Below are 13,569 nucleotides of genomic sequence, written 5' to 3'. Positions count from 1 at the left end.
TGAATACACACGTGATGAACTACCTTGAATGGGTGAATCGTCATTTACACAAAAATATTGACAGTACCCTTTTAGTTTCATATATCTATATATAAAGACTTAATTATAATGAAAAAATCAATATTTTCATCTATAAATAAGAAAGCGAATTTTACAAAAAAATCGTTCAAAATGAACTGTTCATTCATATGAATACCCCGTATTATGGAAGAAAAAGGTGGGATTTGCATATGTTACTACGTTTAGGTGAGTCAATTCGTACGAATAATTTCTCGGATGCTGAGTTAACAATGAAGTTGCAACGATTATGGAAAACAGCCCCTCCCATTCGTCCAATGTATGTTTGTTATTTTCATTATGCACATCGCTTTACTGAAGATTATTCTGTCGCATTTGGTGTAGAAGATCCGAACGGTACATTTGAAATTTCCGAAACCTCTTACATTCCGTATACTATCCCTTTGAAAGAACAGTTAGGCTTTTGGAAAGCATGGCAACAAGTGTGGGAAGATGAGTGTTCTGGCAGAATCATACGACATTATACGATCGATTATGAAAAATACGAAGCAGATGGCACCGCTACTTTATACATAGCGGGAAAGAAAATACCGCATGCGCAATCCTCTTGTCCTAAAAAGGCAATTGGATAAAAAAATCCCCTCGAGCATCATTGCTTCGAAGGGATTTTTATTATTATTTTGTAGCTTCTTTAATTTTGTTACGGAGAACCATTTGTAAGATTCCGCCGTGACGGTAGTAGTCGATTTCAACTTCTGAGTCGAAACGTGCAAGAGCTTTGAACTCTGTTACTTTTCCGTCTTTTGCTTTCGCAGTTACAGTGAGGATATCGCGTGGTTTAACACCTTCAGCGATATTTACAGAAATTTCTTCTTCTCCTGTTAAGCCGAGTGAATCCGCTGATTCGCCTTCCATGAATTGAAGTGGTAAAACACCCATCATGACAAGGTTTGAACGGTGAATACGCTCGTAGCTTTGTGCGATAACTGTTTTAATACCGAGAAGGTTTGTACCTTTTGCAGCCCAGTCACGTGAAGAACCCATACCGTAGTCGTTACCTGCAAGGACAACTAAACCAGTACCTTGTTCTTGGTATTTCATACATGCATCGTAGATTGGCATAACGTCGCCTGTTGGCCAGTACGTTGTGAATCCACCTTCTGTACCCGGTGCAATTTGGTTACGGATACGGATGTTTGCGAATGTACCGCGCATCATCACTTCGTGGTTACCACGGCGTGATCCGTAAGAGTTAAAGTTACGTGGCTCTACGCCGTTTTCACGGAGGTAGATTCCAGCTGGTGTATCTTTACCGATTGCTCCTGCTGGTGAGATGTGGTCAGTCGTGATTGAGTCACCGAACTTACCAACAACACGCATACCTTCAAGTGTTTGAATATCTTCTGGCTCTTTTGAGAGACCTTGGAAGAATGGTGGGTTTTGAATATATGTTGATTTCTCATCGAATTCGTAAATTGGATCGTCTGAAGTTTCAATTGCGTTCCAAGCTTCGTTCGCTGTGAAAACAGTTTCGTATTCTTTGCGGAAGATTTCAGGTGTAACAGATTGTTTAACAACTGCTTGAACTTCTTCCGTTGTTGGCCAGATGTCTTTGAAGAATACATCGTTGCCGTCTTTATCTTGACCGATTGGGTCTTTTTCGAAGTCGATGTCCACTGTTCCAGCGAGTGCATATGCTACCACGAGTGGTGGTGAAGCTAAGTAGTTCGCTTTAACGAATGGGTGAATACGTCCTTCGAAGTTACGGTTACCAGAGAGAACTGATGTTGCTAAAAGGTCGTTTTCTCCGATTGTTTTTTCGATTTCAGGTAATAATGGACCTGAGTTACCGATACATGTTGTACATCCGTATCCAACTGTGTTGAATCCGATTTGGTTAAGGTATTCAGTTAAACCTGAATCATCTAAGTAACCTGTAACAACTTTAGAACCTGGTGCGAGTGAAGTTTTCACGTGTGGTGGTGGTGTTAAACCTTTCTCCACAGCTTTCTTCGCTACGAGTCCAGCCCCTAACATAACGTATGGGTTAGATGTGTTTGTACATGAAGTGATTGCCGCGATTGCGATATCACCTGTTTTCATTTCAGCTTTGCTTCCGTCAGCGAATTCGATCGTACCTTTTTTGTCAAATTCTTCTGGCGTTAAGCCGAAGCCGTGTGGACCTTCTGGTGCTACAACTGATTCGCGGAATGCAGTTTGTAACTTAGAAAGTGGAATTAAGTCTTGTGGACGTTTTGGACCTGAAAGGTTCGCTTCGATTTCTGAAAGATCGATTTCAACAACGTCTGTGTAGACTGGCTCTTCTTTTTCAGGTGTGAAGAACATGTCGTTCTCGATTAAGTATTGTTTAACGACTGCGATGTGATCTTCGTCGCGGCCTGTTAAGCGCATGTAGTCGAGTGACTCTTCGTCAACTGGGAAGAAACCACAAGTTGCACCGTATTCTGGTGCCATGTTTGCGATTGTTGCGCGGTCAGCAAGTGGTAATTGGCTTACGCTTGGTCCGAAGAACTCTACGAATTTACCAACGACACCTTTCGCACGCAATACTTGAGTTACTTTAAGTGCTAAGTCAGTAGCAGTCGTTCCGTTTGGAAGATCTCCTGTTAATTTAACACCAATTACTTCTGGAATTGGGAAGTATGAAGGTTGTCCGAGCATTCCTGCTTCAGCTTCGATACCACCAACACCCCATCCGAGAACACCGATACCGTTGATCATCGTCGTATGTGAGTCAGTACCAACTAATGTATCTGGGAATGCTTCGAATGTACCGTCTTCGTTTTCAACAGCGTGTACAACGTTCGCAAGGTACTCTAAGTTAACTTGGTGAACGATACCTGTCGCTGGTGGAACTGCGCGGTAGTTGTCGTATGCTTTCTGTGCCCAGTTTAAGAACTGGTAACGTTCAGCGTTACGTTCGAATTCTAATTTCATGTTTGCATTCAATGCCGCTTCCGTACCGTATTGGTCTACTTGTACAGAGTGGTCAATGACGAGGTCAACCGGAATTTCAGGGTTGATCTGTTGTGGGTCTCCACCCATTTCAGCCATCGCTGAGCGAAGTGCTGCAAGGTCAACAACTACAGGAACACCTGTGAAGTCTTGTAAAATTACGCGTGATGGTTTGAATGGTACTTCTGCGTCCTTGTCCGCATCTTTACCCCATTTAGCTAAGTTTTCTACGTGGCTGTCTTGGATGACATAACCGTCGTGTTGACGGAGTACAGATTCAAGTAATACTTTTACTGAGTAAGGGAGTTTTGAAACGTTTGCTACGCCAGCTTCTTCTAAAGCTTTAATGCGGTAGTAATTGTACGTCTTGCCGTTTAAATCGAATGATGTACGGCTGTTGTGCAAATTGCTTTTTGCCATTTTAAATTCCTCCTTTATGTACGTAGTGCGATTTTGGAATAAACCACACTCTCTTCACTCCTCATATTACAATACTCCATGTCATAAGTAAAATATAATATAATTATAGGTAGTGATAAGTAAAACGAATAACCTTTCTGTTTTAACATTCATTTTCTCAATTACAAAACTTTCCTTTCTTTTTGTTGTACGAGCGAAACGCATTAACAAGACATGTGTCATGACAGATGGTATAATAAAATAAAAGTTTTTAAAGGAGAAATGTTTAAAATGAAAGAAGCATTGTTAGTTATTGATTATACGATTGATTTCGTCGCAGAAGACGGAAAATTAACGTGCGGACTACCCGGTCAACAGTTAGAGCGTTACATCGTCGATACGACGAAAGATTTTATCGAACGCGAACAGTTCGTCGTCATTCCGAACGACGTCCATGAAGAAAATGATCCGTTCCATCCAGAAACCGCGCTCTTCCCTCCTCACAACATTCGAGGAACAGAAGGTCGTCATTTGTTTGGAGAACTTCAGTCTTTATATGAAGCGAACAAAGAGCGTGTCATTTGGATGGATAAAACACGCTACAGTGCATTTGCGGGAACGAATTTAGACATTTTACTTCGCGAACGAAATATTCGCACGGTACATTTAATGGGCGTCTGTACAGATATTTGTATTTTGCATACAGCGATTGACGCATACAACTTAGGGTATGATATCGTCGTGCATACAGGCGGCGTCGCGAGTTTTGATATGGAAGCGCATGAATTTGCGTTAAAACATTTCAAAAACGTTTTAAATGCAAAAGTGATTGAATAATTGAACAAGGGGTAGCACCGCATAAGCGAGGCTACCCCTTTAGTATTGTTTAGGTCATCATATTCGTAATAATAAAAACATGTTACATATGTTTCTTGGTGAACGTTTCGTCCCACAGCCGCGGTGCGATGTTCTGTTTTGATCTTCTATCCTTAAGCAACGCAAACCCTACCTACTTTTGCGTCCTTGCAGTCCTATAACTGCGCCAGTGTGAATAAGTGTCTTCAAAAATTGAAAACAGATTGCCAGATTACGTACATTTTGTTCCTTTTCATACATTCTTTCATTATAGCTCATCTCCTCCAATTTGTCGAGCATCGCTTTACACATTAAGTATTTCTTCATTTTTTTAAAATTTATATGTTTCGTATTTTGTGAAGGTGGTATACATAAGTTACAAGCAATCATACTTGTTTTATAAAAAAGGAGATGGAGAATATGTTAAGTTTCTTATGGTATTTAATTATCGGAGGTATTTTAGGTTGGTTAGCCGGTGCAATTTTAGGGAAAGACATTCCGTTCGGTATTCCTGGTAACATTATCGCCGGAATTATCGGAGCTTGGATTGGCGGAAACTTATTAGGCGCTTGGGGTCCAAAAGTTTCTGACTTCTACATCGTTCCAGCATTGATCGGTGCGATCGTGCTCGTTGCGATTTTAAGCTTAATATTAAAATCTATGAACCGTGCATAAGTGAAAAAAACGAGAGGAGGATTCAGCCTTCCCTCGTTTTTTCTCGTTTATACCGAAAAAATATAGAAAGAAAACGTTTTCGTTACTCGTTTACCTATGTTATAATCAAATTCAAATGCGAGAACGTTTTTAATTAGGAGGTCTTGTATGCGCTTACAAAATAAAGTGGCAATGATTACAGGAGGCAGTGGTGGAATCGGCAAAGCAACAGTCCGTCGATTTTTACAAGAAGGAGCGGTCGTAGCGATTGTCGACTATGATGAGCATGCGCTCGAAACTTTCGCTACCGAACTACAAGCTGAAGGGTTCGATGCGTTCCAAACGTATAAGTTAGACGTGCGTTCCTTGGAAAACGTGCAACAAGTTGTCACGCAAATTGTCGAACGTTTCGGCACGCTCGATATTTTAATTAATAATGCAGGCATTACGCAAGATGCTCAGTTGACGAAAATGACGGCGGAGCAATTTCACGATGTGCTCCAAGTGAATACGACGGGCGTTTTCTATTGTACGCAACAAGTCGTTCCGCATATGATCGCGCAAAAAAGTGGAAAGATTATTAATACGACATCTGTTAGTGGCGTTTACGGCAACTTCGGACAGACGAACTACGCCGCTTCTAAAGCTGCGGTCGTCGGTATGACGGAGACGTGGGCAAAAGAACTCGGGCGCCACAACATTAATGTCAATGCGGTTGCGCCAGGGTTTACATTAACGCCTATGGTCGAAAAGATGCCGGATACAGTCATTGAAAAAATGACGCAAATGATTCCGCTCGGCCGTCTCGGTAAGCCGGAAGATATTGCGAATGCTTACGTCTTTTTAGCTTCGGATGAATCAAGCTATATTCACGGACATACATTGCATGTCGACGGTGCCATCATTATGTAATTTGTCTACATGTGCAGCGAAACGAATGGAATGTTTGACGACTACACTCCCAATGTATCGCCAACAATAGATTTCGTGAGATGTAGACAAAATAACACTCCCACCCATCTCTCCCGGGTAGGAGTGTTTTTAGTTTTCTGCAGCGGCCAATCCTTCTAATTGGTCGCGCATTTCTTCAAATTCTTCATAAAACGCATACACATCAGATACGTATTGATCGCTACGGTTGTAGTTGAACAATGCTTTTTTTAGATCGCCTTCCGCTGCTCCACTTCGTGATAAATAGTGAGCAGCCGAATAGATCGCATCTTCAATGTCGAATGGATCAGCAATGCCGTCTCCATTCGCATCGACCCCGTACCCTCCATACTGTGCAATGACGTCTGGATTTGTTTTATCTTTTTCCGGAATCTCTCCTTGTCCGAGTCCCGAACAACTCGGATGACTCCACCCGACGAATGTACAAGGCATAAATTGCATATGCCCTTCCGCTCCTACTGGAGAAATGAGTGTAGACATCGTAGAAAAGCGGGTTTCGATACGGTGAACTGCCGCAAGCAAGGTCCACGGAATGTCATACTCTTCCGCAGCCGCTTGGTAAATCGAAATATATTCGGTCGGCATTGTCAAACCACCTGTTAAAACTTGCACTTCATCCATGACGACGTGAGCGGCTTTTTGAATGATGCCACTTTTTTCAAAAGTAAAGACGAGAATAGCGAGTGTTCCGTATACGACAACTGCTACTGTCGCTACTAAAAAAATGAGCCGTTTCAATAATGATTTTTTCTTTTTTTGATGGGCCACTGGAACACTCCCCTTCTCCGTTTATGACTGTTGTAATTTTTTCATATCTTCAATGATTTGACCGAAGTGTTCTTCACGTGTGCCATCAAACTGCACGCCACCGTAAGTTTTCACTGCGACACCTTCTTGATTCACTAATACAAAAGCTGTTCCATGAATGACTTGGTCACTTTCCGGGTCATCGATAACGATTTGGCGGAATGAATCGACCGCAAATTTCTCAATAAACTCTTGAGAATATCCTGTTAACATTTCCCATTTCGATTCATCGACAGGATCGTAACCTTCTAAATATTCCGCTAGTCGTTCTGGTGTATCGACAGCTGGGTCTACGCTAAATGACACGATATGATAATCTTTTAATCCTTCTTCTTCCATCATATCTTGCAACTCAGTCATATTCGCCATCATCGGCAAACAAACCGTCGTACAATTCGTAAAGACGAACTGCGCAAGCCATACATCACCTTTCAAATCATCGAGCGATACTTTTTCGCCACGATGACTATCGAACGTAAAATCTTCTATTTTATACTTATGATCAGGTTTGAAAGCTCCTGGTGCACAAGCTGCTAACAGAACTGAAACGAGAGCAAACATAACTAATAAACGTTTACGCATACAAAGCCTCCAATAAATTTCTTTATTCATTTTAACATAGAGTGATGTTAATGACGAGATAAGTTAATTCTTCTTCATTTTCATGTAAATATGTGAAGTTATGATGAATAATCGACTTTTTCTTTCATCCTTTCTTCATCTATCTCTCGATAAGGTGATTTTTTCGGAAGAAGCGACTATAATGTAAAGGAGATTAATTAATCGAGGTGACTGTTTTGATAGCAACTGTACTCCCTTCATTCGTTCTAGGAACGACGAATAATATTTTTATGGGATTTATCGTATTTTGGGTATTCGTCCTACTCGGTCTCTTTGCGATCGGTGGATTTTTTATGTTCCGTAAGTTTTTAAAAGTGTTGCCGAAAGAAGACGGCATGTCGACATTAGACTGGGAAGAGCATTATGTGAATGAATCACTCCACTTATGGCATGACGAGGCAAAAGAATTACTGGAAGAATTCGTCAGCCCTGTACCAGAGTTATTCCGCCCGGTCGCCAAGCAAAAAATAGCCGCAAAAATCGGAGAGGTCGCACTCGCAGATGGTGCTTCTAAAATTGAGTTTAAGCATATGTTAGAAGGGTATATTACCGCAACACCAAAACGTGATCATAAGTTTTTGCGCAAACGCTTAACGGAACTAGAAATTGAATTCAGTCAATATGAATACTTATTTGAACTTGCGGATAAGTAAAAAACAAAGTCGATGGAGAGAATCTCTACTCGGCTTTGTTTTTTTATCGTTTCGGCTTCAATTGTTGAAGACGTTGAATCATTTGTTCTTTCGACGCATATCCGAAATGCTTCAACAAATCTTCCGGGTCTTCTTGAATGCTGCGTTGCAATAGACGAAAATAACGCAGTTCAGAACCTCTTACATCGAGCGATTCTCCCGCAGTTGCCCGCTCCACTACCCGCTCTACTGTCCGCTCACTCATCGGTTCATTCATAAGACCGCGATCGGTAAAGTAAAGCGCATGCCCTTCTTCCCACTCAAAATCAAATAGTTCGGCTGTCCGCTTCGCGTAATGCTGTAAATCTTCTACTGTTTTTTCCATTAAATCAATCCATTGAAACGTTAAATTTTTGCGTAATAAAGCAAGTTTTCGTTCTTTTTGGTCGAAATGTCCCCAGCGTAAATTTTTAATTTCGGCTACTTTCAACCCTGTATCGATCATCAATTGGACGATGGAGCGGTTGCGAAAGGGGAGCCATTCTTCATAACTCGTCATTTCCGCTGGTTCTTCATAATGATGATACACCGCACTCACTTCGGTCATCGAAGGAATCCGCACTTCTACTTGGTACGGTTGCGTATGCAAAATAGCGGACTTAAAATCTTCTTCAATAATGTGAGCGACTGCTAAATAGTGCACGAATGAGCGCAAAGACGAAATTTTTCGGCGCACAGAAGTCGGTTTAAATCCCGCTTCTAGTAAGACGTCTTCGTAGTGAATCGCAAAATGCCTGAATTCTTCACTCGTCACGTCTTCAATACGCGCTTCATCTAACGCTTGCGCTAGCTGTTCTAAATCGATGCGATATTGTTTCAATGTATGAGGGGACTTATTTAAATTTCGTAAATGAAATAAATATTGCGCGATTGCTTCTTTACACTGCATGTCCATTCCTCCTTATGAAAAAATCAATAGAATGCGCGATATGCGCACCTATTGATTCACTAACTGTTGATATTTTCGGTACATCCCGATCCGCCATGACACGATCATCCCGAATGCGAGTAAAAAGAACATACCACCAAGCTCTCCGACGTCAATCGATGAACTTAATACCATTTTTGCGACAACGCGCACGATGAGTAACCCGACTAAAATGAGTAAAAATGCACGTGACGGTTGAACGTAAATTTGGTCGCCTTCTTTTCGGAAATTCGTCGTTTTAATTAAAATGAATGAAAACAATACACCGACGCCGAACGCTTCAATGACTTGAAGCCACGGTACACGAAACTCTTCAAAGACGAACATCAACATCCCGGTCGACATGAAAAGAGGTGGCAAAATAATTTTTTTAGCGGTGATCGGACGTTTCGCGATCTTTTGACGTACAATCACACTCATCGTTCCCATCACTAAAAAGAAAATTGTCGAGCCGATGATGAGAAACGATGGTGGTAAATCTTTTAAAAACGATGGAATAAAGTCAACGAGGCGCATGAACGATTAGTCCTCCCATTGCTGTACTTCATCGAGACGTTTCATAAGTTCGTCGCGTTGAACGAAACGTGCAAAACGAGCATATTCTTTACCGTGTAAAAATAATAAGACGACTGGTGCTGTGAACAGTGAGAACTGTCCCGCAATTTCTTGTACTTCCGACACGTTCACTTGGTAAAACGGAACGTCTGGATATTGCTCTTGGAGCGGTTCAACTTGCGGTAATAAGCCATCACACACTGAACAGCCGTTAATTTTTACGAATAATAATAGCTTCGGTTGCTCTTCTAATAAAGTAACCCATTCATCATACGATGTAATTTTATGCATCCTTAATCCTCCTAAACGATTCATCTCTTTCATCATACACGATACACGACAATTGTGAACGATGACATAAATATTCACAAAAGATGATAGTTACGCCCATTTTACCAAAAACGTACACAAATAGCGTTTCTTATGCTCAATCATTTAAAAACAGAGAGACATGAGTACTATTTTCGCTACAATTGTTCTCCTTTTATCTTTTCCTATACAAAAAAGTACAGCAAGACGCTGTACCTAAATGCTACTCTGTTATTTCACTGACCCCTTAGGATAATAAAAAGAGAACGCTTTTAATCGACGAGTCCGTTTTGGAGTTGGTACATTTTGTAATAAAGACCTCGTTCGCTTAACAGTTGTTGATGCGTGCCTCGTTCGACAATTTCACCTTGGTGTAACACGAGGATCAATTCGGCATCTTGAATCGTACTGAGTCGATGGGCAATGGCGATCGTCGTACGGCCTTTCCGCATTTTTTCAAGGCTCGCTTGAATCGCGACTTCCGTTTCCGTATCGATATTCGCTGTTGCTTCATCGAGAATTAATATTTTCGGATCCGTCGCCATCGTTCGCGCGAATGCGATCAATTGACGTTGTCCGCTTGAAAACGTCGAACCGCGTTCGGTCACATGTTCTTCATAACCGTTCGGTAATTGTTCGATGAAATGATGCGCTTGGACAAATTGTGCCGCTTCTCGCACGGTCTCATCGTCCATTTCTGGATGGTGCAAGCGAATATTGCTCGCGACTGTTCCGTAAAATAAAAACGGATCTTGCAAGACGAGTCCGACTTTTTCACGCAATTGTGAAGCGGGATACGACTTGATTGATTGACCGTCAATTGTGATCGATCCTCGTTCAAACTCGTAAAAGCGCATCAATAAGTTAATGATGGAGCTTTTTCCGCTCCCTGTATGACCGACGAGTGCGACCGTTTCGCCTGCTTGCGCAGTGAACGATATGTTTTTCAACACGTCTCGTTCCCCGTCGTAAGAGAAGGACACATCTTTAAATTCAATGACGCCGTCTGTAATCGGCTTTGTCGCCGTTCCCGTTTGACTCGGTTCTACCGTCTCATCGTCCATTAAACGAAAGACGCGTGAAGCGGAGACGAGCGCTTGTTGGAAGATGGATAAACGTTGCATCACTTGTTGGACCGGTTGGAATAAGCGTCCGAGCAATGTCGTAAAGGCGTAAATGACTCCGACATCGATCGCTGTTTCCATAGAAGTGAACCCGAAATATCCGAGCGTGACGACAATCGCTAACGCATACAATAAATCAATCGCAGGGCCAAGCAACATACTGTCGAATTTAATGTTGCGTAATCCCGCTTTGAAATGATTGTCGTTAATTTCTTTAAATTCATCCGCCATACGTGCTTCTTGGCGGAATGTTTGAATCATGCCCATCCCTGAAATCGACTCTGCAATTTTAGCGTTCAACTGACTGAGCCTTTCTCTTAAGTCGGCATAAAAGTCCGCACTATACTTCCGGTAAATCGTCATAATTCCTAAAAAGAACGGAAGGAGTAACAGGGCGATGAACGCGAGTTTCACATCTAAGAAAAAGAGTGCGATATATACACCGATCAGCGTTAAAATCGATGAAATGAATGTGACGATGACGCTGACGAACATTTCTTTAATCGATTCCGTATCGTTCGTCACACGCGATACGATACTTCCTGCTGGTGTCGCATCGAAATAACGCATGCCGAGTCCTTGCACTTTCGTAAATACGTCGATGCGCATTTGTTGAATAATTTTGAGCGCAATATGTTGGAAGCGAATCATCTGAAAATAACTAAAGACGACGAGCATTAACGTAATGCCGACATAGAGCGCAAAGATCGTCATTGTTTCCTGTTTTGGAAATTGCATCGGCGTGATGAAATCATCGATAAACCGCTGAATAATTAGCGGTCCCGCAATTCCACCTGCAATCGATAAAAGAAGCATCGTCATCGCGATTGCGACTTCCTTTTTATGAGGGGCCACGTAAGCGAATAGACGCTTAAATACTTGCCATTGTTCACGCGCTGTCAATTTAATCGTTTTATCTTCACTCATGCGAACCACCTCCTTGTTCAACCGATTGTTCGAGTTGTTGCAACATGTACATATCGTAATAATGTCCTCGTTGATCCATCAATTGTTCATGCGTTCCTTTTTCGATGATCGTTCCTTCATCGAGGACGATAATTTGATGCGCATGTTGAATCGCGCTTAAACGATGGGACGTAATAATATTCGTTTTGTCCTGGCGCGTCTTGCGCAAATTCGTTAAAATTGCTTCTTCTGTACGCGCATCTACCGCAGATAAAGAGTCATCCAACAGCAACAACTCAGGATCCATCAATAATGCTCGCGCAATCGACACACGTTGCTTTTGTCCACCAGATAAACTGACGCCGCGTTCTCCGACGAGCGTGTCATATCCTTCTGTCAAACGTAAAATGTCTTCGTGGATGAAAGCAAGTTTCGCTGCTTGTTCAATTTGTTCGACATTCGTCGCTGGATTTGTAAATGCGATATTGTCTCGAATCGTTGTAGAGAATAAGAAATGGTCTTGCGGTACGTACCCGATCGATTCTAATAAGCGTTGTTGACGATACGCATCGATCGAATGTCCCGCATACGTAATCGTTCCGTCATACCCTTCAAACTCCCGCATTAACAATTTTAAAATCGTCGTTTTACCCGAGCCTGTTTTTCCGACGATGCCTAATGTTTCGCCTCGTTTCAACTCGAATGAAACGTCGTGTAATGTCGTTTCTTCCGCTCCTGGATAACGGAATTGTTTCACGTCGAAATGGAGGTCTCCGACAGGACGTTCGTCGATCGCATTCGGTACGTCAACGATTTCTGGATCGACATCAAACAGTTGTTGAATTCTCGTATACGACGCACTTCCTCGCTCGACGATGTTGAACAAAAAGCCAAATGCCAACATCGGCCAAATGAGTGCCGCTAAATACGTACTGAACGCAACGAGATCACCGATTGTCATCTGTCCGTCAATGATGAAGCGCGTTCCGAAAACGAAAGATAAAATGTATGACACCGCAAAAATTCCGCTAATCGTCGGGTCAAACAAAGCATCGACGCGTGCGACACGCATATTTTTTTCGACGACTTTCGTCGATAAATTTGTAAAGTCATCGATATCTTGTTTTTGTTGTCCAAATGTTTTAATGACTTCAATTCCTGAAATACTTTCCTGTGTTTTATCATTCAAATCCGAAAACGCTTCTTGCGCGTAACGGAACCGATCGCGAAGTAAGCGACCGTAATAACTCGTCAGTAAAATCATAATGGGGAGCGGGATGAGCGCGATAATCGTTAATTTCCAACTAATCGTAAAGCCCATCGTCAAAATGACGACCGTTCCCGTCACAAGAGAATCGACGAGTGTGAGTACCCCCATACCTGCTGTTTGTTGCACGGCGTTAATATCGTTCGTCGCATGGGCCATTAAATCCCCAACACGGCGCTTTTGATAAAAGGATGACGACATTTTCGTAAAGTGAACGAATAATTGTTCACGTAACGTACGGGCTAAATAAACAGCCGAACCGAAAATCATCACGCGCCAAAAATAACGAGCGACGTACATAATGATTCCCGCGATGACTAAAATGATGAGCCAGCGCGTCAGTTGTTCGGACGTCAACGTATTGTCCGTTACCCCATCGATGACGAGTCCGATAATTTTCGGTGGAATTAACGCTAAAAAAGCGACGAAAATGAGCATACTAACCCCAAAAATGTATTGTTTTTTACGCTGTTTAAAAAACCAGCCTAATTGTTTGACGACATTCAG

13 protein-coding genes are annotated in these 13,569 nt (G+C 42.1%); 5 read left to right on the top strand and 8 right to left on the bottom strand.

Annotated elements, in window-relative coordinates:
* Positions 1-230 precede the first annotated feature (230 nt).
* A complete protein-coding gene (locus ACFQ0V_RS09325) occupies positions 231-650 on the top strand; it encodes a hypothetical protein (protein WP_381012615.1) in 420 nt (139 codons plus the stop codon).
* Positions 651-693: 43 nt separating this feature from the next.
* Here the strand turns inward: ACFQ0V_RS09325 and acnA are convergent, their stop codons facing one another.
* Positions 694-3,414 (bottom strand): aconitate hydratase AcnA, encoded by a 2,721-nt coding sequence (gene acnA, locus ACFQ0V_RS09320; protein ID WP_381012612.1) that lies wholly within the window; start codon positions 3,412-3,414, stop codon positions 694-696.
* A gap of 270 nt (positions 3,415-3,684) precedes the next feature.
* Here acnA and ACFQ0V_RS09315 point away from each other — a divergent pair, with 270 nt between their 5' ends.
* The 3 genes from ACFQ0V_RS09315 to ACFQ0V_RS09305 all read left to right on the top strand — a co-directional run bounded on the left by ACFQ0V_RS09315 (position 3,685) and on the right by ACFQ0V_RS09305 (position 5,814).
* On the top strand, positions 3,685-4,230 hold the full coding sequence (locus ACFQ0V_RS09315) for a cysteine hydrolase family protein (RefSeq protein WP_381012609.1): 546 nt from the start codon (positions 3,685-3,687) through the stop codon (positions 4,228-4,230).
* A gap of 438 nt (positions 4,231-4,668) precedes the next feature.
* Positions 4,669-4,923 (top strand): GlsB/YeaQ/YmgE family stress response membrane protein, encoded by a 255-nt coding sequence (locus ACFQ0V_RS09310; RefSeq protein ID WP_381012607.1) that lies wholly within the window; start codon positions 4,669-4,671, stop codon positions 4,921-4,923.
* Between the two features lie 147 nt (positions 4,924-5,070).
* Positions 5,071-5,814 carry a beta-ketoacyl-ACP reductase gene (locus tag ACFQ0V_RS09305; protein WP_381012604.1) on the top strand — a complete coding sequence of 248 codons (744 nt, stop codon included), beginning with the start codon at positions 5,071-5,073 and terminating at the stop codon, positions 5,812-5,814.
* 129 nt (positions 5,815-5,943) lie between these two features.
* Here the strand turns inward: ACFQ0V_RS09305 and ACFQ0V_RS09300 are convergent, their stop codons facing one another.
* Both ACFQ0V_RS09300 and ACFQ0V_RS09295 read right to left on the bottom strand, forming a co-directional pair.
* Positions 5,944-6,621 carry a lytic transglycosylase domain-containing protein gene (locus ACFQ0V_RS09300; protein ID WP_381012601.1) on the bottom strand — a complete coding sequence of 226 codons (678 nt, stop codon included), beginning with the start codon at positions 6,619-6,621 and terminating at the stop codon, positions 5,944-5,946.
* A gap of 21 nt (positions 6,622-6,642) precedes the next feature.
* Positions 6,643-7,242 (bottom strand): SCO family protein, encoded by a 600-nt coding sequence (locus ACFQ0V_RS09295; protein WP_381012598.1) that lies wholly within the window; start codon positions 7,240-7,242, stop codon positions 6,643-6,645.
* A 269-nt stretch (positions 7,243-7,511) separates the two neighbouring features.
* Here ACFQ0V_RS09295 and ACFQ0V_RS09290 point away from each other — a divergent pair, with 269 nt between their 5' ends.
* Positions 7,512-7,934, top strand: a complete 423-nt coding sequence (locus ACFQ0V_RS09290; protein WP_381012621.1) for a DUF2621 family protein — start codon at positions 7,512-7,514, stop codon at positions 7,932-7,934.
* 43 nt (positions 7,935-7,977) lie between these two features.
* Here ACFQ0V_RS09290 and ACFQ0V_RS09285 read toward each other — a convergent pair whose 3' ends face one another.
* The 5 genes from ACFQ0V_RS09285 to ACFQ0V_RS09265 all read right to left on the bottom strand — a co-directional run bounded on the left by ACFQ0V_RS09285 (position 7,978) and on the right by ACFQ0V_RS09265 (position 13,569).
* A complete protein-coding gene (locus ACFQ0V_RS09285; protein ID WP_381012595.1) occupies positions 7,978-8,862 on the bottom strand; it encodes a tyrosine-type recombinase/integrase in 885 nt (294 codons plus the stop codon).
* A gap of 48 nt (positions 8,863-8,910) precedes the next feature.
* Complete coding sequence (locus ACFQ0V_RS09280) at positions 8,911-9,417, bottom strand: CcdC family protein (protein WP_194561982.1); 507 nt, start codon at positions 9,415-9,417, stop codon at positions 8,911-8,913.
* A gap of 6 nt (positions 9,418-9,423) precedes the next feature.
* Complete coding sequence (locus tag ACFQ0V_RS09275; protein WP_194561983.1) at positions 9,424-9,747, bottom strand: thioredoxin family protein; 324 nt, start codon at positions 9,745-9,747, stop codon at positions 9,424-9,426.
* A gap of 290 nt (positions 9,748-10,037) precedes the next feature.
* Complete coding sequence (locus tag ACFQ0V_RS09270; RefSeq protein ID WP_381012591.1) at positions 10,038-11,816, bottom strand: ABC transporter ATP-binding protein; 1,779 nt, start codon at positions 11,814-11,816, stop codon at positions 10,038-10,040.
* Positions 11,809-13,569, bottom strand: a complete 1,761-nt coding sequence (locus tag ACFQ0V_RS09265; RefSeq protein WP_381012619.1) for an ABC transporter transmembrane domain-containing protein — start codon at positions 13,567-13,569, stop codon at positions 11,809-11,811. The genes ACFQ0V_RS09270 and ACFQ0V_RS09265 overlap by 8 nt, the downstream gene beginning before the upstream one ends.

The sequence above is a fragment of the Savagea faecisuis genome (assembly GCF_042675605.1).
In the GTDB taxonomy this organism is placed as follows: Bacteria; Bacillota; Bacilli; order Bacillales_A; family Planococcaceae; genus Savagea; species Savagea faecisuis.
The sequence above is the reverse complement of the archived record's forward strand: the minus strand, read 5'-3'. Positions and strand labels throughout refer to the sequence as shown.